The organism is Mucilaginibacter sp. NFX135, from assembly GCF_048565145.1.
Lineage (GTDB): Bacteria > Bacteroidota > Bacteroidia > Sphingobacteriales > Sphingobacteriaceae > Mucilaginibacter.
Genome location: NZ_CP183412.1, coordinates 4,693,564 through 4,718,070, shown reverse-complemented (window position 1 = coordinate 4,718,070; position 24,507 = coordinate 4,693,564). Strand labels below are relative to the sequence as shown.

General features: G+C 40.4%; 20 protein-coding genes. 13 read left to right on the top strand and 7 right to left on the bottom strand.

The genetic code is table 11. From position 1 onward, the window contains the following. Window positions 1–603 carry a hypothetical protein gene (locus ACNURT_RS19645; RefSeq protein ID WP_419699168.1) on the top strand — a complete coding sequence of 201 codons (603 nt, stop codon included), beginning with the start codon at window positions 1–3 and terminating at the stop codon, window positions 601–603. Window positions 604–767: 164 nt separating this feature from the next. Here the strand turns inward: ACNURT_RS19645 and ACNURT_RS19640 are convergent, their stop codons facing one another. The 4 genes from ACNURT_RS19640 to ACNURT_RS19625 form a co-directional block, all read right to left on the bottom strand. Further along, window positions 768–2,645 (bottom strand): LTA synthase family protein, encoded by a 1,878-nt coding sequence (locus ACNURT_RS19640; protein WP_419699167.1) that lies wholly within the window; start codon window positions 2,643–2,645, stop codon window positions 768–770. 176 nt (window positions 2,646–2,821) lie between these two features. Next, a complete protein-coding gene (locus tag ACNURT_RS19635) occupies window positions 2,822–3,466 on the bottom strand; it encodes a hypothetical protein (RefSeq protein ID WP_370998849.1) in 645 nt (214 codons plus the stop codon). Window positions 3,467–3,541: 75 nt separating this feature from the next. Then, a complete protein-coding gene (locus ACNURT_RS19630) occupies window positions 3,542–5,635 on the bottom strand; it encodes a ComEC/Rec2 family competence protein (RefSeq protein ID WP_419699166.1) in 2,094 nt (697 codons plus the stop codon). 104 nt (window positions 5,636–5,739) lie between these two features. Then, window positions 5,740–6,075: a MerR family transcriptional regulator gene (locus ACNURT_RS19625; RefSeq protein WP_172335200.1), complete on the bottom strand. Its 336-nt coding sequence runs from the start codon at window positions 6,073–6,075 to the stop codon at window positions 5,740–5,742. A 188-nt stretch (window positions 6,076–6,263) separates the two neighbouring features. Between ACNURT_RS19625 and ACNURT_RS19620 the strand changes: the two genes are divergently transcribed. Together ACNURT_RS19620 and alaS are read left to right on the top strand one after the other, a co-directional pair. Next, window positions 6,264–6,884: a hypothetical protein gene (locus ACNURT_RS19620; RefSeq protein ID WP_370998844.1), complete on the top strand. Its 621-nt coding sequence runs from the start codon at window positions 6,264–6,266 to the stop codon at window positions 6,882–6,884. Between the two features lie 760 nt (window positions 6,885–7,644). After that, window positions 7,645–10,560: an alanine--tRNA ligase gene (gene alaS / locus ACNURT_RS19615; protein ID WP_419699165.1), complete on the top strand. Its 2,916-nt coding sequence runs from the start codon at window positions 7,645–7,647 to the stop codon at window positions 10,558–10,560. A gap of 195 nt (window positions 10,561–10,755) precedes the next feature. On the opposite strand, the gene ACNURT_RS19610 is transcribed toward alaS, so the two are convergent. Next, window positions 10,756–11,862: a fatty acid desaturase family protein gene (locus ACNURT_RS19610; RefSeq protein ID WP_419699164.1), complete on the bottom strand. Its 1,107-nt coding sequence runs from the start codon at window positions 11,860–11,862 to the stop codon at window positions 10,756–10,758. A 340-nt stretch (window positions 11,863–12,202) separates the two neighbouring features. Here ACNURT_RS19610 and gatB point away from each other — a divergent pair, with 340 nt between their 5' ends. The 6 genes from gatB (at window position 12,203) to ACNURT_RS19580 (ending at window position 18,417) form a co-directional block, all read left to right on the top strand. Then, a complete protein-coding gene (gene gatB, locus ACNURT_RS19605) occupies window positions 12,203–13,672 on the top strand; it encodes an Asp-tRNA(Asn)/Glu-tRNA(Gln) amidotransferase subunit GatB (protein WP_419699163.1) in 1,470 nt (489 codons plus the stop codon). A 103-nt stretch (window positions 13,673–13,775) separates the two neighbouring features. Then, window positions 13,776–14,900, top strand: coding sequence for a redoxin domain-containing protein (locus ACNURT_RS19600; protein WP_419699162.1), 1,125 nt, complete (start codon window positions 13,776–13,778; stop codon window positions 14,898–14,900). 97 nt (window positions 14,901–14,997) lie between these two features. After that, window positions 14,998–15,687 carry a response regulator transcription factor gene (locus tag ACNURT_RS19595; RefSeq protein WP_076373414.1) on the top strand — a complete coding sequence of 230 codons (690 nt, stop codon included), beginning with the start codon at window positions 14,998–15,000 and terminating at the stop codon, window positions 15,685–15,687. Window positions 15,688–15,859: 172 nt separating this feature from the next. Next, window positions 15,860–16,747 (top strand): FimB/Mfa2 family fimbrial subunit, encoded by an 888-nt coding sequence (locus ACNURT_RS19590; protein WP_419699161.1) that lies wholly within the window; start codon window positions 15,860–15,862, stop codon window positions 16,745–16,747. Window positions 16,748–16,763: 16 nt separating this feature from the next. Continuing rightward, window positions 16,764–17,714, top strand: a complete 951-nt coding sequence (locus ACNURT_RS19585) for a hypothetical protein (protein ID WP_419699160.1) — start codon at window positions 16,764–16,766, stop codon at window positions 17,712–17,714. Between the two features lie 400 nt (window positions 17,715–18,114). Further along, a complete protein-coding gene (locus tag ACNURT_RS19580; RefSeq protein WP_419699159.1) occupies window positions 18,115–18,417 on the top strand; it encodes a hypothetical protein in 303 nt (100 codons plus the stop codon). Between the two features lie 552 nt (window positions 18,418–18,969). On the opposite strand, the gene ACNURT_RS19575 is transcribed toward ACNURT_RS19580, so the two are convergent. Further along, window positions 18,970–19,200 (bottom strand): hypothetical protein, encoded by a 231-nt coding sequence (locus tag ACNURT_RS19575; RefSeq protein WP_419699158.1) that lies wholly within the window; start codon window positions 19,198–19,200, stop codon window positions 18,970–18,972. Window positions 19,201–19,451: 251 nt separating this feature from the next. On the opposite strand from ACNURT_RS19575, the gene ACNURT_RS19570 reads away from it, so the two are divergent. From ACNURT_RS19570 to ACNURT_RS19560, 3 genes are all read left to right on the top strand, one after another. Further along, window positions 19,452–20,171: an RluA family pseudouridine synthase gene (locus ACNURT_RS19570; protein WP_370995541.1), complete on the top strand. Its 720-nt coding sequence runs from the start codon at window positions 19,452–19,454 to the stop codon at window positions 20,169–20,171. 551 nt (window positions 20,172–20,722) lie between these two features. Beyond that, on the top strand, window positions 20,723–21,733 hold the full coding sequence (locus ACNURT_RS19565) for a glutamine synthetase beta-grasp domain-containing protein (RefSeq protein WP_370995540.1): 1,011 nt from the start codon (window positions 20,723–20,725) through the stop codon (window positions 21,731–21,733). Between the two features lie 182 nt (window positions 21,734–21,915). Beyond that, the gene (locus ACNURT_RS19560) at window positions 21,916–22,554 is read left to right on the top strand and encodes a class I SAM-dependent methyltransferase (RefSeq protein WP_419699157.1); all 639 of its coding nucleotides are present in this window, start codon (window positions 21,916–21,918) and stop codon (window positions 22,552–22,554) included. 19 nt (window positions 22,555–22,573) lie between these two features. On the opposite strand, the gene ACNURT_RS19555 is transcribed toward ACNURT_RS19560, so the two are convergent. Beyond that, complete coding sequence (locus tag ACNURT_RS19555) at window positions 22,574–22,969, bottom strand: gamma-glutamylcyclotransferase family protein (protein WP_419699156.1); 396 nt, start codon at window positions 22,967–22,969, stop codon at window positions 22,574–22,576. Between the two features lie 118 nt (window positions 22,970–23,087). On the opposite strand from ACNURT_RS19555, the gene ACNURT_RS19550 reads away from it, so the two are divergent. After that, window positions 23,088–24,446, top strand: a complete 1,359-nt coding sequence (locus ACNURT_RS19550; protein ID WP_419699155.1) for a glutamine synthetase family protein — start codon at window positions 23,088–23,090, stop codon at window positions 24,444–24,446. Window positions 24,447–24,507 lie beyond the last annotated feature (61 nt).

Sequence of the window (24,507 nt, the reverse complement as noted above, 5' to 3'; positions counted from 1 at the left end):
ATGCTGAATACATTACTACCCCAAATAATTGCTGATAACGAATTGCACTCCCGCTGGTTAAATACGCTGTCGCTGATGGAAAACACCGGCGCACGTAAAATATCGGCCAGCGAAGACCCGCATACCGTTACTTATATCATACTCAAACACGCCGCCGAAGAGCACCGTCATGCTTTTTACCTCAAAAAACAGCTCGAAAAAACAGGGGTAGAACTGCCAACCTATGCCACAGAATACCTGCTGGCTCCCGGTTCAAGCAAATACTACCTGAACCAACTGGATGTAGACGTATGCCGTTACCTGAAAAAGGAGCTGGGTTTAAGCGGCAGCGAACTGCGTTTTGCAGCCTACCTGTTGGTTACTTATGCTATTGAAGTACGTGCCGATGAACTGTATCCCATTTATCAGGACGCGCTCGACGAGGCCGGCAGCAAGGTAAACGTAAAGTCCATCATTCTGGAAGAGGAAGGCCACCTGGAAGAAATGCTGAACCAGCTGCACAAATTCTCACCCGATTGGGAACGCCACGCCAACAAAGCTGTTGCCTTTGAAACCCGTTTATTTAATCAATGGGTGGAGCAGCTGGGTATTTCTTTGAAATAAGTCAAAATTCAAAAGTAAAAAGTCAAAAAAACACCCGTCCTGTCATTCTGAACGGAGTGAAGAATCTTCTTCAACAAGCATGTAGTATAACAGATTCTTCGCTGCGCTCAGAATGACAAGGGATTTTTAATCAGCGAAATCAATGTAATCAAAAAAATCAACGGTCAATAACTCATATACTCCGTATAAACCAATTGCAGGAAAGCTTTACCCTGCTGTAAGGTTTTATTTGTAACCGCTTCACCCGCGTTTTTATTGCCCTTATAAACTATCCTCCTGCCCGAGTTATCATAGGAGATGCTTTGCTGTGGCGTCATAAACCCAAAACCGTTATCCCAGGTAAAAAAGGCAAAATCTTTACTGCCCGGATTCAGCAGATCTTTCGACCAGGTAAATTGATCATGCGGCATACCCAGTTGGGCCATTAGTGTAGCGGCAATGTCGGTTTGTCCGCCTAATTTATTGATCTTTTTACCCCGGTATTCGGGTTTGATCACGTCGCCAAAAAACAATAGCGGAATATGGTATTTAACCGGATCATAAGCCTCGGCAATATTGCGGGGCAGGCGGTGCCCATGATCGGCCACCAGTATAAACAGGGTATTTTTATACCAGGCTTGTTTTTTAGCCTGCCCCAAATAGGCATTAAGGCAGGAGTCGGTAAAGTACGCCGTGCTCCTGAATTGATTGCTGGCATCACCATCCTCATCAGCAGGAAAATGCGCTTTTACCGGCAATACAAAGGGCTCATGATTGGTGGATGTTTGCAGGTACGAAAAGAAGGGTTGTTTTTGTTGCTGTGCGAATTGCAAATGTTTGCTGAGCAGTACATCATCATAAACACCCCACTTAGTTTGTACCTGTGCTGGTGCAAAATTATGTTCATCAGTGATCTGGTCTATCGCATGGCTGTTCATGAAGATATTAAAATCCATGTAACTGCTTTTTCCCCCATAAAAATAGGAGGTATAGTATCCCGCGTTTTTAAACACTACGGATAGGGCGGGTAATTTCCGTTGTTTTAGTGTATCGGCTATAATGGTACGGATAGCCTGTGATGGAAAACCGCTCATAATAGATATGATGCCTTTATCTGTACGATCGGCCGAGGAATAGATATGGTTAAAAAGGACGCCCTGTTGAATGAATTTCTCAAAGTTGGGCGCTACACCTTTGTCGCCACCTAATGACTCAATAATGCTTGCCGTATAGCTTTCCAGCTGGATGATCACCACGTTAGGCCTGTCGGTAGTCAGGATTTTTAATGATGAGTCGGACATTGCCGTATAGGCATCATGCACCAGTTTCTGTGCATCGGCAGGCTCCATGAACACATAAGGGTTGTAGGGCTTCCTGAAATTTTCGAATATGTTATTGAACAGGTTCCACTCGGTATTTAGCGCCGACTGGTTCAGGATCTCCTTGTCAGAAAAATAGGCTGCGTTTTGGTTGATGGGCTCTGTTTGCAGGCCACCCCGCATAAACAAAAAGTTAACAAACACCAGCAAGCATATCAACCCTATTTTAAGCCCCGGTTTGGCCACGGGCTTCCTGAACTTATAGTCAATAATGTATCTGGATAACAAGGCGCCTGAACTTAGCAATAGTACGCCTATCAGGATACACTTACCCACCGGCGATGAACCCGAGGATGCCAGCGCCTCGGAAGGGGCATGATAAAACGAGCTAAATACCCTGAAAGTAACTTTGGTGCCCCATTCCCTGAAAATATTAAAATTGAGTATTGTATTTAAGGAAATGCAGAACAGGATGATCCCCACATAAATTTTAAGCCAGACAGGTTTGATATGCCATGACGGAACGCACCAGTTAACTATAAATACCAGCAAAGGGATGGCGCATATATAGGCTGTAGCTGAAGCATCGAGCCTAAAGCCATAAAAAAATGTCTGCAGGATCTCGCCGAAACTGGCGCCGCGAACTTTATAAAAAAAGTATAATTCAAACGTAAACCGCGTGATCACGAAGAACAGCAGCCAGAATATGAAAAATCTGATTATACTAAAAAGGTTTCTTAACATAAAGGGGACAAAAGTAGTACTTTAACCCCAATGTTAAGAAACCTTTAATGAATTGTTAGTGAAGTGGGGAAGGTATTAAGTAGATAGTATCAAGTATCAAGACCTCTAAGTATGATACTTGTTATCAAGCCAGCAAAAAGTCTTGATACTTGATACTAACTACTTGATACTAATTTTTATCTGCCGCCGCTCATGGCTTTCAGATCATCCAGAGATATCTTTTCAAAATCAGCCGGAATACCGAATGTACCAGCCGGCGCTTTTTCGTCAACGATGCTTTTAACAGTAACATCGGTGCTTTGGCCCTGGCTAAATGAGGTATATTGAACCGGGAAGCCACCTATTTCCCTGTAGTATTTTGCAATACCGGTTATTGGAACAACCACATCATTGGTGATCCAGATATCATAGGTTTTTTTAGTTTTTGAATCTGTAGCTACTACTTTTTTGCAGTTAAAACCCGAGATCTGTTTAGTTTCGGTGCTTGGCGCAAAAGTAAAGGTTGGCATATCTGCCTGAGCCTGATCTACCTCATCTGGCGTGGCAATGGCTGCTTTTTTAATGCTGGCAACCGGTACATCTACCAATATGGCCATTGATTTGCCGCCGGCATCAGTTAAGATTTTTATAGTAGCAGGACCTGCAGTAAAGGTAAACGCGTTGGAGTCGGCACGGAAATATCCTTTTGCATTAACTTCCTGACCCCTCATATTGGTAGTGAAGTTAACGGTACCCTCGGTGTATTTTTTCTGCGCGCTGGCGCTCATGGCTGTTGCGGTAAGAGCCAGGCCCAGGGCAACATTAAAAAATTTAATATTCATAGTTTTTGTTTGATTTATACCAATTTACCTGTTTTTGATTAAAAGACAAATTTATTAGTACTTGGTTTAATTTTTTCAGTTAGATACGGCAATTAACGAAATGTTACGCTTTAATACACTATAATTTATATGCATTGCTCTTGCCTGTTGCTCAAGCTGGTCAATAAGTTTGCCGCTATTGCTGCCGTCAATTACAAGTGTTTGATAATCATAATTCTTGATGATGATGTTAAGATCGATATATGGATTACCGGTGATGTATAAATAATCGGTTTTTAATTTCTCGGGAAGCTGTAAACTGGGTGTTTGCCTGTTAAATACCATAATCTTTTTGTTATTGAACTGGATAAACCCTCCTTGCTTTTTCAGGTATTTTTTGCTGATGCTTTGGTCAAAAGGATACAGGTCGGCGTGACTTATTTTGCAGCTGTCCAGGTACGGCTGAATGGAGTATTTGTAGTTTTTGTCTGTATCGGCAAGGTTGGTGAGCACAACAGCCTTATCGCCGTTTTTAAAAACCATGCCGGTATTTTTGCGCAGGTTCAAAAAAGCCACAGAACTACTGTTATCAGCACGATATCTTTTTACGCTGATGCTTACACAGAGCAAAAACAGGCAAGCCATGCTCAATTTAAGCAGCCAGGATTTTTTATCATGCAAAAAATAAAACAGACTGATGATCAAAGCATAAGTAAGCAAGTATTCGGCTGTGGTAAACCATATTTTATTAATGCTGGCAAAAGGCGCGTGTTCAATAATGCTCAACGCTTTATTCATCAGCAGTATTGATTTTTCCAACACCCATGCAAGCGCAGTCGACAGTCCGGGAACCCAGGCCAACAGCAGATAGGCTATACCACTATACATAATAACCATGGTGGGGATAATAATGAGCAGGTTGCTCAGCAAAAAATAAACCGGGAACTGGTGAAAATAATAAGCGCTTAACGGAAAAGTGATTACCTGTGCGGCTATAGATACCGAACACAGCGCCCAAAGTTTATCGGCCCATTTGTTTTTGAATTTGAACCAGGCATATACCACCGGCTGCAATACAATTAAACCGACCACAGAAAGGTAGGAAAGCTGAAAGCCCACGTCGGTTATAAAAAACGGATTGTACAGTAATAGTAACAGGGCAGATATAGCCAGGATGTTCAACATATTGATATGCCGTGTAAAAGTTTGGCCTATAATGATCATACTGATCATGACAGCCGCCCGGCAAACCGCGGGCGAAAAGCCGGTTAACATGGCATAATAGCTTATCAGCAATATCATGATGGTCATTTTTAAAAGCCTGCCATATTTATAGCGGTTTAAAAAACTCAGCATCCAGTGCATTAAAAGATAAATAATAGCCACATGCGCACCCGATACCGATAGTACATGGATGGTGCCTGTTTTGGAGTATGCCTGTAAAACATCATTACTCAAATCGGCTTTGTAACCCAGTATCAGGGTGGATGCTACAGCTATGGCGTTGGGGTCATGCAGCTTTTGCCTGAATAACACCACCATTTGTTGCCGCAGCTTTAAGGCGTAGGCAATAAAAGGATTGCCTGTATCATGCTTTAGCAATTTGTACTGGCCCGGAAATAAAAACACCTGATAATAGATATTTTGATGGGCCAGGTATTTTTTATAATTAAACTCGGCCGGGTTAAAAGGTGGGTCGACAGGGGTGTAGGAGGCGGGTACCAGCAGTTCATCACCGTATTGCAGGGCTATGGCATCGCTGTCTTTCAGGGTAAGGAGTAGTGTGCCGTTGGCATCAGCGGTTTGCCGGTGGTTGATGCTTTGCCGAAGGGTAGCCGTAAACCGTACCAGTCCATTTTTGAACTGTGGTTCGTTATTGATACTCACCGCCAGGAATTGCGCCTGTATTTTTGAAAAATGCTGCCGGTTGTTCAGCTCATTATAACTGATGACACTGATCCATCCGGCCGAAAACAATATCATACCCATTAATAAACCACCAATCCAACGCGCTTTGTAAATGACCAGGCGTTGATAGTTTAAATTCAACGCGATAAATACGATGGACAAACAGATAAAAGCAATGGCAAGGATAGGCAAATAAGCTGCCGAGATCAGCTGCATCCCAACAGCCAATCCCAATAAAAAAGGTACAAGCAGAATAACAACCGGGATTTCGCCTTTATGCATTTAGATATGAGATGTTAGATATGAGATTTGAGACAGGATATATAATGTCGATTAAGAATGATAAAGGGTATCTCAAATCTCATATCTAACATCTCATATCCACTCTACAGTTCGTCCCTTACTTCGAGCAAGAATTTTTTGATATTTTCGAGCGAATCAATCACACGTTGGTTCTCTTTGGTATCGCTCATGTTATGCTTCAGGTGCTCTTTGGCGCCATTGAGGGTGTAGCCTTTATCACGGATAAGGTGAAAGATGATCTTGAAATTTTCGATATCCTCGGGGGTAAAATAGCGGTTCCCTTTTTTGTTCTTTTTGGGCTGCAGGATATCGAATTCCTTTTCATAGAAACGTATAAGCGATTGGTTCACATCAAACATGGCCGATACCTCGCCCATGGTGTAATACATCTTGCTTATTTCGCGGTCTTTATAAGGCATATGCAAAGATAAATTTTATTTTGGATTTATGATTTCGTAAAAATATAGGCCGTGAAAAGCACAAGTCGGCCATCCGTATTATCCTCAAGTACAGGACTTCGGGAAATACGCAAAATAGCGACAGCGTCAAAATTTTAAATACTTATTATCGGGAATTTATTAAGTTTGAACATTTAAATCTAATCCTTATGATCAATAAAACAATTTTAGCCGTAGCATTGCTTTTCGCGCTGACCTCCTGTGGTAATTCCTCTAAAAAAGAAAATGAAGAAAAATCGGGCCTTGGTAAATTAGTAGAAGGCGCCAGCAACCTGGATAAATTTGCAAAATCGGGCGAAAAACTAAAAGACCAGACCGAGAAACTTAAAAAGCTGACACCGGCAACTACCGAAGAACTGAAAGCGGTGGTGCCAGAAAATATTGGCGATTTTAAAAGAAAAAGCTATAGCGCGGGCGGCACCGTGGCCGATATTGTTGCTGCAGAAGCGGAATATTCAAAAGAAGATAACAAAACCATCCATGTAAGTATTTTAGATGGTGCCGGCGAATCGGGCAGCGCTGTGGTTAGTTTATTGGCTATGGGCTTAAGCATGCAATCAGAATCAGAATCAAATGGTACCGTAGCCAAAAACATCGAGGCAGATGGCGTGCGTTATTCTACAGAAGATACCAAAAGCGCCTCGGGAGTGAGCTCTTCCCTTAAGTTTATATACAAAGAGCGCTATGCGGTTACTTTACAAGGCGAAGGCTACAGCCTTTCAGAGCTACAGGATTTTTTAAAGAAACTGGATCTGAGTTCATTAAAGTAAACTGATTATTTCCGCAGTCGCTCAGCTCCAGCCCACAGGTGTTGGAAAGACTGTTTTGGGGCTAAAGCCAGGAAATATAGCTATTATCCGTCCCATAAATGGGACGGCAATGAATAAAAAACAGTTAATTATCTTCATTTGCCGTTGGTTTTAACCAACGGACTGCAAGGATACAGTTATTGGCTTTAGCCTAACCTTGTATCCTGCTCTTATTTTATCTCTTCCCAACACTTGTGAGCTCCAGCCGAGTGACGATTATTTCCGGGCCTCTGGCCTGCGAATGCAGACTTGACTTTCAACTGCGGCCGGAGGCCGGGTGATAGAAGTCACTCAGCAGGAGCCGAGCGACTGCCATAGATTGAGTAGGTATTGTATTTAATATTGCGTATATTTGTATATACAACAGCCCGGTTTTCCTGATCAAAAAGAAAACCGGGCTGTTTTGTTAAAGGAAAAACAGAACAGAAAACGACCGTTTTGCATGTAGCTTTTTGACAGGCAATTAAATAATACTTTTTAAAGTTTTAAAAATCACTCGAAATGGTATTGAAATTTGTTAAAAAGTGTTAAAGTGAGATTTTTTCGAATGATTTTGAGCTGTTTTTAGCCCGTTTCTGAGCAGAAAAATGTTAAAATTTAAGGTTTAAAAAGTTTTTTGGAGGTGGTTTTATTGGTAAGTATTCCTTAACTAATCCCCATCTTTTTACTTTCGGGCTTCCGGACTTTCCGACTTCCGGACTAATAATTACATTTGCAAACTATGACAGCTACCGAAGTACGACAGGCTTTTCTTGATTTTTTTGTTTCCAAAGGGCATATTATTGTGCCTTCTGCACCTATTATAATAAAAAACGACCCCACCCTCATGTTCACCAACGCGGGGATGAACCAGTTTAAAGATATATTTTTAGGCGAAGCACCCGCCAAAGCGCCTCGTGTGGCCGACACGCAACGCTGCCTGCGCGTATCCGGCAAACATAACGATTTGGAAGAGGTGGGTATTGATACCTATCATCATACCATGTTCGAGATGCTCGGCAACTGGAGCTTTGGCAACTATTTTAAAAAAGAGGCCATTGCCTGGGGCTGGGAGCTGTTAACCGAAGTTTATAAACTGCCTAAAGACCGCCTCTACATCACCTATTTTGAAGGCGACGACAAGGAGGGCCTGGAAAAAGATACCGAAAGCCATGAACTTTGGAAAGCCCTGGTTGCGGAAGACCATATCCTGCGGGGTAATAAAAAAGACAATTTTTGGGAAATGGGCGAAACAGGTCCGTGCGGACCATGTTCAGAGATCCATTATGACAGCCGCCCGGATAGCGAGCGCGCCGAAGTTGACGGCGCAACCCTCGTAAATGCCGATCATGACCAGGTAATTGAGATCTGGAACATTGTATTCATGCAGTTTAACCGCTTAAAAGGTGGTGCACTGCAGCCGTTGCCGGCCAAACATGTGGATACCGGTATGGGCTTCGAGCGCCTGGTACGTGTGCTGCAAGGTAAAACCTCCAACTATGATACAGATGTTTTTCAGCCGATGATCCAGTTTATTGCTGAAAAGAGTAAAAAAACATATAACAGCAAAGCCAAACCCGGTGATACCGATTGGAACGAAGCCGTAGCCATGCGTGTACTGGCTGATCATATCCGTGCCATTAGCTTTGCCATTGCCGATGGACAGCTGCCAGCCAGTAATAAGGCGGGTTATGTGATCCGTAGGATTTTGCGTAGAGCAGTTCGTTATAGCTATCAAACTTTAGGTTTCAAAGAACCGTTCTTTAATCAACTGGTTCCTTTACTGGCTGAACAGTTTAAAGGGGTGTTTGATAATTTATATAGTCAGAAAGATTTTGTGCAGAAGGTGGTTTTGGAGGAGGAAGTATCTTTTTTGAGGACATTGGGTAAAGGAATTAATATTATCAATGAATATGTTGATTATTTGAATGAAGTTCAAGAATTCTTAGACAAACATTATAAGAGAAATTGGGTTAATTTTGATATTAATGCAATTGTAAAATATGATAATGGTGAAGTAAATCAGGTAGTATTAAATTTGGCAAGGCATATTGCTGATGTGATTCCTAATCCTAATACATACGACCCTGATATTAACTATATAATTAAATCACCGATGCAAGGTGGATTTAACTTTTTCACGCTAAAGGACTTACTGAGCGGAAGAGTTGACTACGAAGATGCTTTTTCAGTACTGAAAAAGTATACGAGTGAATTACCAGGTAATATTGGATTTGATTTATATGATACCTATGGATTTCCCAAAGATTTAACTGAATTGATTTTAAGAGAGAATGGATATGGATTGGACAATTATGGGTTTGACATAAGTATGCTCCAACAAAAATCCCGTTCCCGTGCTGCAACCGCCATTGATACCGGCGATTGGGTAGTGTTAAAAGATAATGACAGCGTGGAGTTTACCGGTTATGATGAAACCGAAACCATTGCCCACGTAGTAAAATACCGCAAGGTAACCGCAAAGGGTAAAGAACAATTCCAGATTGTACTGGATAAAACACCTTTCTATGCCGAAAGTGGCGGCCAGGTGGGCGACCGTGGTGAGCTGGTTTTCCCGGATGGTGAAATTGTAAAAGTAACCGATACCAAAAAGGAAAACGGCCTGATCGTACATTTTGTAGATCAGCTGCCCGAAGATATTGACGATGCTTTAACCGCTATTGTTGATCCGGCCTTGCGCAGTCAAACTAATAGTAACCACTCCGCTACACACCTGCTGCACGCCGCTATGAAACAGGTTTTGGGCAGCCATGTGAATCAAAAAGGTTCATTGGTAAATGCCGATTATCTGCGCTTCGACTTTTCGCATTTTGCCAAAGTAACTGATGAGGAACTGGCACAGATAGAAGCCATCGTAAACCAAAAGGTACGCGAGAATATCCCTTTAAAAGAAGAACGCAGTGTACTATATGCGGAGGCTATCCAAAGCGGTGTAACCGCACTGTTTGGTGAAAAGTATGGCGAATATGTACGTGTGATCACATTCGACGATAACTTTAGCAAGGAGCTTTGTGGTGGTACGCACGTAAAAGCTACCGGGCAGATAGGTTTCTTTAAAATAGTTGCCGAAAGCGCCGTAGCTGCTGGGGTACGCCGTATTGAGGCCATCACCGGGGTAGCTGCCGAGGTGTATATTACCAACCAAAACCAGCTGATAGACCAGTTAAAAGAGTTGCTTAAAAACCCAAAGGACCTGGCCAAAAGCGTAGAAAGCCTGTTGGACGAGAACGCTAAGCTGAAAAAGGAGATCGAAAAATCGATCCTGGAAAAATCATCAGGACTAAAGAACGAACTGGTACAAAAGGTGGAGGCCGTCAACGGTATCAATTTCATTGCTCAAAAAGTAGCCCTGCCTAATGCTGAAGCGGTTAAAAACCTGGCTTATCAGCTAAAAGATATCGTAACGGATCTGTTCCTGGTACTGGCTGCCGATTTTGATGGTAAACCAAGTCTTACCGTGATGATAGCCGAAAACCTGGTCAAAGAAAAAGGTTTGAATGCCGGCAATATTGTTCGGGAACTCGCCAAAGAGATTAAAGGAGGCGGCGGTGGTCAGCCCTTCTTTGCTACCGCGGGTGGCAGTGATGCCAGCGGGTTGGATGCTGCATTGGCTAAGGCTAAAAGTTTTATAGGATAAAAAAGACACATGTGATATGTCTCTACCATGATTTTATTGTAGAGGCGCATCACATGCGCCTCCGAATAGTGCCAAACAAAAAAAGACCGCGTAATAGACGGTCTTTTAATTGTTAATATATATTGGGGATATAAATGCTTGTTTTTATTCATAGACGACCTAATATCCCAAAGGTTTAAGCCGCATTAAATTTTTTTACAGATCGCCGGTTACAAAAAGATTTTCGGCACTCCCATTCTTTTTAAGCAGCGCAAAGTGTGATCGTAGGGCGTCAACAAGCGGGTACGACCGGTAATTTAACCGGTACTCCTGTGCATATCTCCTGATGATAGGGGTGATGTACGGGTAATAAGTATGTGCTACTGCCGGGAATAAATGGTGCGCTACATGATGGTTAAAACCACCAAATAGAAAATTGGCCACTGAGTTGTGGGTACTAAAATCCTTGGTTTTGCTGATCTGGTACATGGCCCAGGTGGTGTTGATCACGCCATCTTCGGGTGGCATCGGAAATTCGGCGTCCTCATCTGCATGGGTAGAGAGCAGTGCCGTTACCCCAAAGGCACTGGCAATAAAGTGCATCACCAAAAAGGCAGTTATTATGTTGATGGCGGGTTGTGCTAATACCAGTACCGGCAAGCCTATCATCATAAACAGGTAGCAAATTTTAGCCGTAAACAGTTTAATGTATTCAATTTTAGGAATAGTAATTATCCGTTTCACGTAGTTATCCTTCGATCCAAAGAAATCTTTAAAATCACGTATCAGCAGCCAATTCAGGGTATAAAAAAAGTATAGGAACCACATATAAATATGCTGATAGCGGTGAAACTGAAACCATTTGCTCTCTGGGAAAATACGTACAACATCGCTTTGCTTCACATCAATATCCCATTGCTGCATATTAGGGTAGGGATGATGCAACAACAGATGGCGTTTTTTCCAGATAAAACTGTTGCTGCCAAAAAGTTCCAATATACAGCTCAACTTTTCGTTGCTGGTCCGGGTACTAAAAACGGCGCCGTGCACGGCATCATGAAAGGCGTTAAAAAATACCAGTATCATGGTTAGCCCGGTTAAAATATAAAACAGGAAAAGCAACTGGATATCGTTGCCCCATACCAGTATGCAACCGTAAAAGGCAAAGTAAAGAGCTATTAAAAAAATGGACTTGTAAATAATACGGCTCTGGATGTTTTTATTAATGAGGATATTGGTTTGAACTTCTTTATGCAGTTCCTTGAAAAAATCATCGTCGCCTGCTTTTTTAAATACAAGTTTGGTCAATTTCTCAGTTTCCATATAAAAAACGTTTTATACTTTACTTAGCAAGTGGCTGGCTACGCTTTAACAAGCCAGTAATTGGCTTGGTTTATACTTTCTATTTTTTAAACTTTTTGATGACATAATTGCATCGTGTTCAGGATGTTTTCAATAGTGGATTTTTAGATATTAAAAAAAGTTTAGGGGATACCCCCTTTAAACTATACAAAATCAATAGTTTTACTAAATAATACAGCTGCCACGGCATGCGTAATATATATGGCACACATTGTTTAAAAGTTAAATGATGTTTTATACTGTATTAACTTTTATATATTTGACCTTACATCAGTAAAATTTATAGCTGAATTTTTATTTTATGACAGTTCTTGCAAACGGGATAAGTGACAAGTATGAGTTGGTTGTAGGCCTCGAGGTACATGCTCAGCTATCCACTTTAAGTAAAGCATTCTCGGCCGATTCTGCAGCCTTTGGTGCCGAACCTAACCATCACATCAGCGCCGTATCATTAGGGCATCCGGGCACATTACCGTTCCTGAATAAGAGAGCGGTGGAGTACGCCGTAAAAATGGGCCTTGCCTGTAATTGCACTATCAATTTAAATAACAGCTTTGCCCGTAAAAATTATTTCTATGCCGATTTGCCCAAAGGCTACCAGATCACACAGGATCAGGCGCCGGTTTGTTTGGGCGGATATGTGCCCGTAAGGTTAGCTGAGGGTAAACAAAAAGATATCGCCATTCACCATATTCACATGGAGGAGGATGCAGGTAAAAGTATGCACGATCAGCACCACGCCGATTCATTGATCGATTTGAACCGGGCAGGTGTACCCTTGATTGAGATTGTAACACAACCCGATATCCGGAGTGCCGAAGAGGCCGGTCAGTTTTTGACCGAAACCCGTAAAATACTCCGTTATCTTGATATTTGCGATGGAAATATGGAAGAGGGCAGTATGCGCTGCGACGCCAATATTTCCGTAAGATTGCATGGCGCAACCGAATATGGTAACCGTTGCGAAGTGAAAAATCTAAACTCCATACGCAACGTACAGCGTGCTATTGAACATGAATTTGTCCGCCAGGTAAACATCATTGAACAAGGTGGTCATATCGATCAGAATACCTTAAATTTTAATGCAGACACCGGCGAAACATCTGTTCTGCGCTCAAAAGAAATGGCTAATGATTACCGTTATTTCCCGGAGCCCGACTTGCCGCCTCTAAAACTAACCGAACAATACCTGGAAAACATCCGGAAGAGTTTGCCTGCATTACCAAATCAATTGTACCATAAATATGTCGAAGAACTGGGTCTTTCGGCTTACGATGCTTCGGTAATAACCGCTGAGCGCGATCTTGCGCTGTATTTTGAAGAGTTGATTAAGTATACTGATCATTATAAAGCAGCGGCCAACTGGCTTATGGGAGCCGTGAAATCGTATTTGAACGATCATAATGTCACCATTGGTAACTTTGGCGTTACAGCCAGGCATCTGGCTGGCCTCATTAAGCTTGTTGACAGTGGCGTGATAAATAATTCTGTAGCTTCGCACAAATTATTCCCCGCCATGATTAAAGAACCGGTCAGAACTCCCGATGATCTGGCGAAGGAACTTAACTTGTTGATCAGCACGGATACCGATGATGTGAGTCGCTTTATACGCGATGCAATTGCCAAATACCCGGATAAGGTTAAGGAATACCAGAAAGGAAAAAAGGGCGTTTTAGGCTTGTTTATGGGCGAGATCATGAAAAGCTCCAAAGGCAAGATCGATCCGCAGAAAACAAACCAGCTGTTGATAAAAGAATTAGAATCAAAATAAAGCCACACCTAAACCCTCTCCAAAGGAGAGGACTTTAAATTGCTTTTGAACCCCCTCATTTGGAGAGGGCAGGGTGAGGCCGAATTTTCAAATCAAAATAAAAATGAAAAACCGCAGTATTGCATCAGGCATATTTTTACTGACCATTTTTTTGTTTTCATGTAAAAACAAAGACGCATTTACCATTTCAGGTGCTGTTAAAAACCCGTCAACGCTAAAGGTAATTTATTTATCGGAGGCTGATAGTTCACAGGTAAAGGTGGTTGATTCAACCACACTGAGCGAGGATGGTAAATTTCAGTTTAAGCACCAGGCGCCTTATGCCAACCTGTATAAATTGCGCGTAGGTGATGCCATTTATGATTTGATCGCTAAAAACGGCGATGAGATAGATTTTAGTACCGATCTGAAAGATAATACTCATTCTTATACAATTACAGGCTCTGACGATTCTGACAAGATCAAAGAATTTAACAAGATCAGTAATTTATACGGCGAAAAAAACAATAAGGTGGTTGCCGAATATCAGGAAAAATCACAGGCCCTGGGCAAGCAATCAGATTCATTGCTTAAAGTATATATGCCCGTATTTCAAAAAAATATGGCCGACTACGGCGCTGCCGTGCTCAAATTTGTAAACGATAACAAAAAGTCGCTGGCTGGTTTTTACGCGGCTACTTCATTAGATGTATTTAAATACGAACCACAACTGGTAGCTTATGCCGATGAGATTAAAGGTAGTTTTCAGGATAATCCGGGTGTTCAGCAATTCATCAAGCAAATGGAAAGGGTAAAACCTGTTTCTGTTGGTCATAAAGCACCGGATTTTACAACCGGTGGTATTGATGGCAAACCTGTAAAACTATCTGATTATAAGGGTAAGTATGTAATGATAGACTTTTGGGCTTCATGGTGTATGCCGTGCCGCCAGGAAAACCCGAACGTGGTAAAACAATACAACACCTTTAAATCAAGAGGGTTTAACATCCTGGGTATATCATTGGATAAAGAGACCGGTGCCTGGAAAAAGGCTATTGATGATGATAAACTAACCTGGGCACACGGATCAGATCTGAAAGGATTTGAGGGCCCAACAGAAGCTCTTTACCATATAGAGGCTATCCCGTCAAATTTTATCATTGATCCACAGGGAAATATAGTTGCAAAGAACATTACAGGCGCCGATCTTGAAGCTTTTTTAAACAAAACATTTAGTAAGCCTCAATAAATCGTTAATATAAGGTAACCTTTAACAATTTGTTAATATTGACTTAACTTTTAGCTTTTGTAAAGCGTATACTTTTATACAAAAAATTTAACGTGCCATGAGCAACTCTTCAAAACAGAAAATACTTATTGTTGATGATGAACCCGACATTTTAGAACTGATTGAATATAATCTGAAAAAAGAAGGTTATCAGGTGTTTTTGGCCCGCAACGGACAGGAAGCCGTTGCTGAAGCAAAAAAATCACTGCCTGATCTTATCGTACTGGATATCATGATGCCGAAAATGGATGGCATCGAGGCTTGTCGCATTATGCGTACCATGCCTGAGTTTAAAAATACCTTTATGGTGTTTTTAACTGCCCGCAGCGAAGAATATTCTGAAATTGCCGGTTTTAACGTAGGCGCCGATGATTATATAGCCAAACCAATAAAGCCTCGTGCTTTGGTAAGCCGTATCAATGCTATTTTGCGCCGCAATGCTCCTGCTGAGGATACTCCTGACAATAAATTGGAAATTGGTAACCTGGTTATCGATCGCGAAGCATATTTGGTTTATAAAGATGGGGTTAAGGTGGTTTTAGCCAAAAAAGAATTCGAATTGCTTTATCTGTTAGCATCAAAACCAGGTAAAGTATATACCCGTGAAGTGATTCTGAAAAATATCTGGGAAGACTCTGTTGTGGTTACTAATCGTACCATCGATGTGCATATTCGCAAACTGCGTGAAAAATTGGGTGATGATTGCGTAGCTACCGTTAAAGGTGTAGGCTACAAATTTGAAGCATAATAAAAAAGAAAAACAAGAAAAGGCGGTAATTTACCGCCTTTCTTGTTTTAAAAGAAATGATTTTTTAACATTTTATTATTTTGGTTTAGCCCTGAGAAGTCTTAACTTTAGGCAGTGTAACTTCTTGTAAGATAGTTCCCTATGCTATCATAATTAAGTAAATCTCAAGCTAATGAAAAAATATCTACTCCTGATACTGGTAGGTTTTGTTTTTCTTTTTTCCTGTAAAAAAGATCATTCCAAAGAAACAAATCCTACCGGACAAAAATACACCGTTAATTTTACGGTAAGCGATGTGGTAAAGGCCACCGCAAGCGCTAACAAATTGCGGGTTAACAGCGCCGCGGATACCTTTAAAAAATATATAAAGAATCTGCGTTACCTGGTATATGATAGCTCTAACCAATTGGTACGACAAATAAACCAGGATACCACAACATCAAATTTCGGTAATATTAGTGATGGTTTTGCCCCCGGTACTTACAATGTCGTATTCATAGCCAATGCAACTTATTTTATTGGTAGCCAATCAACTGGCACATATGGTTTTACCGGTAGTTTATTATATAGTGGTTTATTTTATAAAAGCATCCCTTTAACAGTAAGTAATTCCAATATTAGCCTACCGATCACGTTAGACAGGCTTAATGCCCAGGTTCAAATTAAAGCAACAGATATTGTCCCGGCAGTTTTGGATAGTATTAAATTTAAGTTTAGCAGTTTTGATGGTGTGTATACATCCATAGACGGAACTTTTACAGATAATTTGTCACCGAGGATTTTTACCCATGTTTTTACAGCAGCAGAAAAAGGGATGTCAAATTTTGTGTTTGCTGTTAACTACTTTAACACAGTAAGGCCATTTAGTATTACAGTAACCCGATATGGTAAATCAATTACCGCTGCGCCCATAATTATCAATAATGTAACGTGTGTGCGAAACAAGATCACCATATTAACAGGGAAGTTATTTCAATTTACCTCGATTACAAATCAAAATGCCGGCTTTCAAATATCGTTTGATCCGGATTGGGGGAATGATCAGCTCATAAATTTTTAGTTTTATTAGTACGGATATGAAAAAGATAAACTCTTATATATTATTCTTTGTTATTACGGTGTTATTTTCATGCAAAAAGGATCACTCAAAAGATCTGCAACCCGTAACCGATGAAAAAAAGCATGTTATTAGCTTTAATTTAAGCGCGTTTTCTCAGCAAATAGTAGGGAGTAGCAATAAATTAAGTGTAAACAGTGTTGTGTCAGATACAGGGTCAATAAGATCCATGTTTCAAACTATTGGTTATGCGGTATATGACTCTACCGGGAAGCAAATTAAAGTGAAAACGTACAATGCGAAAACATACGTGACCGGAGCAATTAAAGATACCTTAGCCACCGGCAAATATTATATAGGTATTTACGCCGGGCAGCAAGGATGCGCTGTATACGATGGCTCTCTCTCGTATGGTTACGCTTATCGTTTTGTGGACGAAGGGGAGATAGAGTACACCTATAAATTATGGAAGGATACCTTTGCTAAAGTTTTTACTGTTAATGTACAACATACCGACATTAGTCAGAGCGTTCAATTGGAACGTATTGTGGGCGAAATAGAATTGAATATTCAAGATAATATTCCAGCCAACGCTTATGCCATTACTTTAACCAGTGCTCAGGAATATTCAGCTTATTCGTTGTCCTCCGGTTATATTTGGCGTGGCAATTTTCAACTATACAGCCCCCCCTTTGGAGGAGTAGCTATTCCCGATAGCGCTAAAAATAAGCCGAATTTTAAATTCACTTATCTTACACCATATACCGGTGTAATATTTCCTATTGTTTTTACTTGCCAAGATGCAAAGGGGAATATTATTTCGCAAAAAGTATTTAATAATAATATTGTGCAAAATAACCACAAGGTAATATATAGTGGTAACTTTTTCGGCACACCAAGTACAGGTAATTCTTTTCAGCCAACTATAAGTACAACCTGGGATCCTAATCCTATAAACATCAGTTTTTGAGTTAAATTATAATATTATAAAAAAGCCCTGCTTTAAAGAGCAGGGCTTTTTTATTTTCCTTAGGCTTGATGCCATTCAATTTAGCCAGTAAAACCGATAAAGAGCGTAGGGTACAAATTTAAAGTAATAGGCATAATACTTTAATTTCATATTGATTCGGTTAATTTTCAATTAATTGGATTTTTTACCTGAAAGGGTATCTTTACAATATCTATGAAAAAAATATCTATTTCTTTTACTCGCTGCCTGTTTTTTAGGTTTTTCTTGTTCCAAGGATCATTCTGGAAACCCTGAAACTAAATCATATAAGTTAACTTATAAAATAAGTGATTTCTCATCGGCTGATACTGCTTTCCAAAAGACCAATCAGGTGACTTTGGGAGTTAAAACTACAACTGCAGTGGCACCCTCAAGCATAATGGATGTGCTATATTGCAGTATTTATGATGCCGATGGCAAAAGTATAAATACAATTAAACAGTTATCAACAGATGCAGGTTTTGGAACTATCACCACTAATTTACCGGCAGGTAATTATACATTGGTTTTTGCAGGCGGCAAAACAGGGCTTGTTTTTGTAAACATGCTTTCTTCGGAAAAAGCTACTCTAAATACAGACGTATTGACCTATAATAACAATAATGCGTCAACTGGTCTTGCAGATTATACTATAAAGGATACTTATTACAAAAAGTCCCTATAACAGTTAATAGTGATAATACCGAAAGTATTACTTTGAACAGAATCGTGGCACAATTAAACGTCGTTATACAGGATGCTATCCCTTCGGCTTCGGCTTATAGTGTTGATTTATTTATAATTAAAAAAACACCATTTTATAATGCCCTCCAGGTAAATGGGGGGATGTTAAAGCCGTCGGCTCGGAAGGCTCTGACGGATGGAGTAATATTGTACCAGCCTCCAAATTAGGTACCAGTAATTATTCAATCAAGACACTCATTTTTACTAATTCAACCCCTTTTCAATTGAAAATTAGCGCTTATCATAGTATACCAAATGATATTGTTCCGCATTGGGTTGCAGATATCACCTTAACAAATATTACCGCGGCTGTTAATAAAACAACAGTTGTATCAACCAGCTTTTTGATCATGTTGGCGATCCAAGTCTTCCTCCGGTACTAACACATTAATTAACATCGCGATCAATTACCTGGCGTGGTTTAATACGTCATATTATTAAATAAAAACGGCCTTATATAAGGCCGTTTTATTTAACTGTAATTGGATTTTTCTTAGCCGGTAATTTTACCGGTAACATCCTTTATTTTATCGGATGCTTTAGTTTCCAAATCGTCAACTATGCCTTTTATTTTGTCGCCGGTAAAGTCTGAGGCTTTTTCCTTTAGTTCGTCAAATTCCTCTTCAACCTTATCCTTTGCGTTTTCCCACAATTCTCCGGCAGATTCTTTGATCTTATCAAAAAAACCTTTTTCTTCTTCTGGTTCGTTCGGTGTAGTGCTCATGATGTTTTCCTTAATTATGAATGATTGATTTATTTAGGTATTTATAATTAAAGTTAAAATTTATTTTATAATCTATTTCATTAATTGTCCTATATATTTTGCTGTGCAATAGCCTTAAATATGATTGGCTCAGATTTTCAGTCAAAAATGATTAATGTTTATTTACAACAAATTAGCAATGACATTTATGCTAAACAAGTGTAACTGCTGTTTAAATTATAAACCGTATTTTTGCCGGCTATATTTAAAGTATGAAGTTTCCGAAATTTGCCGACCTGATATTGTTTGAGAATGATGATGTGATTGTGGTAAACAAGCCGCCTTTCCTGAGTTCGCTGGATGAGCGCGAAGGCGGTGAAGTTAATTTGCTGCGTTTGGCTAAGGCTTATTCAGAAGATGCGCAAATATGTCACCGCCTGGATAAAGAAACTTCAGGAGCACTTATTATCGCTAAAAATCCCGAAGCTTATCGCTTTGTATCCATCCAGTTTGAAAAACGCCAGGTTAAAAAAGTTTATCATGCCATTATTGATGGTACGCACACTTTTGATAACCTTTTGGTTGACCTGCCTATTTTAAATGTGGGTAAAGGTAACGTGACCATAAGCAGACAGGATGGCAAAAGGGCCGAAACCTGGTTTCAGTCGTTAAAATATTTTAAACATTACACTTTGGTTGAATGCCGGCCGGTTACCGGGCGGATGCACCAGATCCGCATACACCTGGCTACTCAAAAGGCATCTATAGCCGGCGATGAGATGTATAAAGGCGAACCGGTTTATCTGTCAAAAATAAAGCGTAAGTATCATTTGGGTAAAGATCAGGAGGAACTTCCAATCATGAAACGTTTTGCCTTGCATGCTTATGAGGTTACCTTCAAAATAAATCCTGAAACGGAGATTACGATACATGCGCCATATCCTAAGGACTTTGAAACGCTTTTAAAGCAGCTTGAAAAGTTTGATAGTTAACAATTAGCCGCATAATATCGGGTTCTGCCTTGCACATGGCATAAATTTATGCCAAGCCTCTGTGGCATATTTGAAATTGTTTTACCCACGAGTTTTGCCTTGTTGGGATTTGGCAGGGTAAGCACATAGGTTTACATTTTTTGGAGAACTCTTAGAAACATACTTACCTAATTAAGCTATTGATTTTTTATTGATAGCCACTACTTGTCTTAATTTTATTCTATTAATAAAATAGTTTTATAATTAGTTGCATTATATGGCTTTTTATACCCATTTATGTGATATAGGCATCCTGTTTTTTTATTTTTTACAGTTTTGGTAAAAAACATATCATTTGATGCTCTAAAAATATGAAAATGATAAAATCCAATTTTGTTGTTGTGGTTTTTTACGTATTTGACCTATTTAAATGTGATTTGTTGAAAAAATTTATAAAAAATTCACAATTTTATAATGATTTTTATAAAAATAATTTAAATTCGCCTTGATAATTAGTCAAAACAACAGATAAACTATTATTAGAACCATAAATTTTACAAACTAACTTAAAAATGGCAACTAAACTTGAGTACATTTGGCTTGATGGGTATAAACCAACACAAAGCCTGCGCAGCAAAACTAAAATTGTTAAAAGCTTCAGCGGTAAAGTTGAAGATTTAGATAACTGGAGCTTTGATGGTTCATCAACAGAACAAGCACCAGGTGGCTCATCTGATTGTATCCTGAAACCGGTTTTCACAGTTCCTGATCCGCAAAGAAAAGATGCTCACCTGGTAATGTGCGAAGTATTGGACTCAACTGGTAAACCACACGAATCAAACGGTCGTGCTCTTATTCAGGATGATGATAACGATTTCTGGTTTGGTTTTGAGCAGGAATATTTTTTATGGGATCCTAAAACCGATAAACCTCTTGGTTTCCCGGCAGGTGGTTACCCAGGTCCGCAAGGCCCATACTACTGTTCAGTAGGTGCAAACAACGCTTTCGGTCGCGAAATTGTTGAAGAACACTTAGATGCTTGTTTAGAAGCTGGTTTAAATGTTGAAGGTATCAACGCCGAAGTAGCTGCAGGTCAGTGGGAATTCCAGATCTTTGCTAAAGGCGCTAAAGAAGCTGGTGACCAAATCTGGGTTGCCCGTTATCTGTTAGAAAGAATTGGTGAAAGCTACGGTGTTGCCATCAACTGGCATTGCAAACCATTAGGTCAGTTAGACTGGAATGGTTCTGGTATGCACGCTAACTTCTCAAACACATTATTACGTACAGCAAACAGCAAAGAGAAATTCGAAGCCGTTTGCGAAGCTTTCCGTCCGGCAGTAAAAGAATGTATCGCTGTTTATGGTGCTGATAACGATCAACGTTTAACCGGTAAACACGAAACTGCATCAATCCATGACTTTAGCTATGGTGTGTCTGATCGTGGTGCTTCTATCCGTATTCCACTTTATGCAGTTGATCATAACTGGAGTGGTTACCTGGAAGATCGTCGCCCTAACTCAGCTGCCGATCCGTATAAAGTAGCTGCGGTAATCATCAAAACTGTAAAATCAGCGAAAGTTTAAGCCCCTCTTAAATATTTTAATTATTCTGATCCCCCGGCTCAAAGCCGGGGGATTTTTTTTGGAGTAGCTCTGTTATCGGTTGCACCGATCGATTTTGCCATAGCTTGGAGAAGTTCGATAAACAATTTACTTTTGGAAGTATCCTTACATCATCCAATTAATATTGGAAAATCAAGAATAAGATGAATTCACAGGAAAAAGTATTGCACTGCTACAATACAGTGGCCGACGACTATGCGGCTGATCGTTGGGATGAACTTTCCAAAAAACATTTGGACACCTTGTTATTAAAGGAATTTGCCACCGTCAATAAAGACAAAGGACTATGTGCCGATTTTGGTTGTGGACCTGGACAAACAACAAGATTTCTGTACGATAATGGCTTAAAAGATATCGTCGGCATTGATCTGTCGCCCGCAATGGTGAACGCCGCCCGTAAGCTTTCGCCTCAAATTAAATTTGAAACCGGCGACTTATTGAATATCGATTATCCGCCGGGAGCCCTTGGAAGTGCACTTGCATTTTATGCGATAGTGCATTTTAGTAGTGACGAAATCAAAAAATGCTTCGGAGAAATAAGCAGGGTATTAAAAACGGGCGGAGAATTTTTACTTTCATTTCACGTAGGAGATGAAATACTTCATTATGATAAAGCTCATGACAAAGAAGTAGATATTGATTTATACTACTTTAAAACAGATGATATCGTGGCGTTACTTTATGAAACCGGGTTTAATATATTCGAAGCGATAGAAAGGCGCCCGCATGACGACGCGAAATTTAAAAGCAGGCGGGGCTACATCTGGGCCGTAAAAAAGTGAAGAGCAGCCGTAAGCTTCATTAAAGCTTATAATTTCCCGATTTTATTAATAAAAAACCATCAACCGGCAAATTGTAAACATAAACCCAGCATTCAATCATTCCTAAACCGGTTTCAATGGTGGTTAATTCTCTAACAAATAAATTAGGTTGTTCCTGATCGTCGCCAAAACCCTCATAGTCATCAATAAAGGACAAAATTTTTCCGGGCTCATCCATCAGGTAAATGGATCCCTGAACATATTGGTTAATGTTGGTATCTATAATAGCCGCAGGATATTCACCCGCGTCATAAAGCCGACCTCTAAACTTGCCGGTTTGCAGCAGGGTACAGTGTTGTTGCAGATATGCTCCATAGCTGTTGGCGCTGTCAAGCAGGGTGCCGTAAACAAATAAACGCGGACAAATAGCTTTCATACTGCAAACAAAGGTAAGGGCAAATTCGTATCAAATTGTGTAAACACACTGGGCATTTTTTTATGTTTACACCATTAATGGTTATCTTGCTAAGGTAACCTGCCTTTACAATTATATCATGAACGAAGAACAGATTAAAGCATATATAGAAGAGAATAAAATACAGAAGATAAAATTCGCTTTTGCCGATATAGATGGCATTTTGCGGGGTAAAGTAATTCACCCTAAAAAATTCATAGATGGTTTGCAAAGTGGCTATGGCTTTTGCGATGTGGTTTTTGGCTGGGATAGCAGCGATGTTTGTTATGATAATGTACAGCTTACCGGCTGGCATACCGGCTACCCGGATAAGCTTTGCCGCATAGATCTTTCTACCTTGCGTAATGTTCCCTGGCAGGATAATATCCCTTTTTTCCTGGCCGACTATAGTAATCCCAATGGTGATGATCTGCCTGCCTGTCCGCGCAGCCTTCTGAAACACATTGCCAAACAATGTGTAGATATGGGTTATCATGCCGAGTTTGCCCAGGAGTTTGAGTGGTTCAATTTCAGGGAAACACCGCAGTCTATCAACGATAAAAACTTTACCAATATCAATACCCTTACACCGGGTATGTTTGGTTATTCTATCCTGCGCACATCAGAAAACAGTGCTTTTTATTATGATCTGTTTAACCTGCTTACCCAGTTCAATATCCCCATTGAGGGCTTGCATACCGAAACCGGTCCGGGGGTATACGAAGCTGCCATAGCACATGACGAGGTTTTAAGCGCTGCTGATAAGGCAACCTTATTTAAAACAGCGGTAAAAGAAATTGCCTATAAACACGGCGTTATGGCCTCATTTATGGCCAAATGGAACGAAAATTTACCCGGTTGCAGCGGTCATATACACCAAAGCCTCTGGACAAAAGATAAAAGCGAAAACCTGTTTCATGATGCTGCTGATGAACATAAAATGAGCGATCTGCATAAACAGTACCTGGCCGGGCAATTGTATTGCCTGCCTCATATACTGCCCATGTACGCCCCAACCATTAATAGTTACAAGCGTTTGGTTGAAGGTGCCTGGGCGCCAACCACCGTTACCTGGGGGGTAGAAAACCGTACTACGGCGCTCCGGGTTATCAATACCACACCAGCCTATACCCGCCTTGAAACCCGCATACCAGGTTCAGATACCAATCCTTACCTGGCTATGGCGGCCGCACTGGCTTCGGGTTTGTACGGTATCAAAAACAAAATGAAACTGGATATCCCTCAAACTATAGGCAATGGCTACCTGGATAAAAAGAATGGGGTATTGGCTGCCAACTTGCATGATGCATCGGTAATGATGCAAAACTCACCTATAGCCAAAGAGCTTTTTGGCGAAGGCTTTGTAGATCACTTTACACAAACCCGCCTATGGGAACATCGTCAGTACATTAAACATGTAACTGACTGGGAGCTGAAAAGATACTTTGAGATTATATAAGTCCGTTTGATATCCATATAAAAGATGATACAATTTGTTTAATATTGCACCCGCAAATTTC

Excerpts from the sequence above, each read along its gene's own strand:
- ACNURT_RS19645 (WP_419699168.1), top strand. The coding sequence starts at position 1 with ATGCTGAATACATTACTACCCCAAATAATTGCTGATAACGAATTGCAC.
- ACNURT_RS19640 (WP_419699167.1), bottom strand. The coding sequence starts at position 2,645 with ATGTTAAGAAACCTTTTTAGTATAATCAGATTTTTCATATTCTGGCTG.
- ACNURT_RS19635 (WP_370998849.1), bottom strand. The coding sequence starts at position 3,466 with ATGAATATTAAATTTTTTAATGTTGCCCTGGGCCTGGCTCTTACCGCA.
- ACNURT_RS19630 (WP_419699166.1), bottom strand. The coding sequence starts at position 5,635 with ATGCATAAAGGCGAAATCCCGGTTGTTATTCTGCTTGTACCTTTTTTA.
- ACNURT_RS19625 (WP_172335200.1), bottom strand. The coding sequence starts at position 6,075 with ATGCCTTATAAAGACCGCGAAATAAGCAAGATGTATTACACCATGGGC.
- ACNURT_RS19620 (WP_370998844.1), top strand. The coding sequence starts at position 6,264 with ATGATCAATAAAACAATTTTAGCCGTAGCATTGCTTTTCGCGCTGACC.
- alaS (WP_419699165.1), top strand. The coding sequence starts at position 7,645 with ATGACAGCTACCGAAGTACGACAGGCTTTTCTTGATTTTTTTGTTTCC.
- ACNURT_RS19610 (WP_419699164.1), bottom strand. The coding sequence starts at position 11,862 with ATGGAAACTGAGAAATTGACCAAACTTGTATTTAAAAAAGCAGGCGAC.
- gatB (WP_419699163.1), top strand. The coding sequence starts at position 12,203 with ATGACAGTTCTTGCAAACGGGATAAGTGACAAGTATGAGTTGGTTGTA.
- ACNURT_RS19600 (WP_419699162.1), top strand. The coding sequence starts at position 13,776 with ATGAAAAACCGCAGTATTGCATCAGGCATATTTTTACTGACCATTTTT.
- ACNURT_RS19595 (WP_076373414.1), top strand. The coding sequence starts at position 14,998 with ATGAGCAACTCTTCAAAACAGAAAATACTTATTGTTGATGATGAACCC.
- ACNURT_RS19590 (WP_419699161.1), top strand. The coding sequence starts at position 15,860 with ATGAAAAAATATCTACTCCTGATACTGGTAGGTTTTGTTTTTCTTTTT.
- ACNURT_RS19585 (WP_419699160.1), top strand. The coding sequence starts at position 16,764 with ATGAAAAAGATAAACTCTTATATATTATTCTTTGTTATTACGGTGTTA.
- ACNURT_RS19575 (WP_419699158.1), bottom strand. The coding sequence starts at position 19,200 with ATGAGCACTACACCGAACGAACCAGAAGAAGAAAAAGGTTTTTTTGAT.
- ACNURT_RS19570 (WP_370995541.1), top strand. The coding sequence starts at position 19,452 with ATGAAGTTTCCGAAATTTGCCGACCTGATATTGTTTGAGAATGATGAT.
- ACNURT_RS19565 (WP_370995540.1), top strand. The coding sequence starts at position 20,723 with ATGGCAACTAAACTTGAGTACATTTGGCTTGATGGGTATAAACCAACA.
- ACNURT_RS19560 (WP_419699157.1), top strand. The coding sequence starts at position 21,916 with ATGAATTCACAGGAAAAAGTATTGCACTGCTACAATACAGTGGCCGAC.
- ACNURT_RS19555 (WP_419699156.1), bottom strand. The coding sequence starts at position 22,969 with ATGAAAGCTATTTGTCCGCGTTTATTTGTTTACGGCACCCTGCTTGAC.
- ACNURT_RS19550 (WP_419699155.1), top strand. The coding sequence starts at position 23,088 with ATGAACGAAGAACAGATTAAAGCATATATAGAAGAGAATAAAATACAG.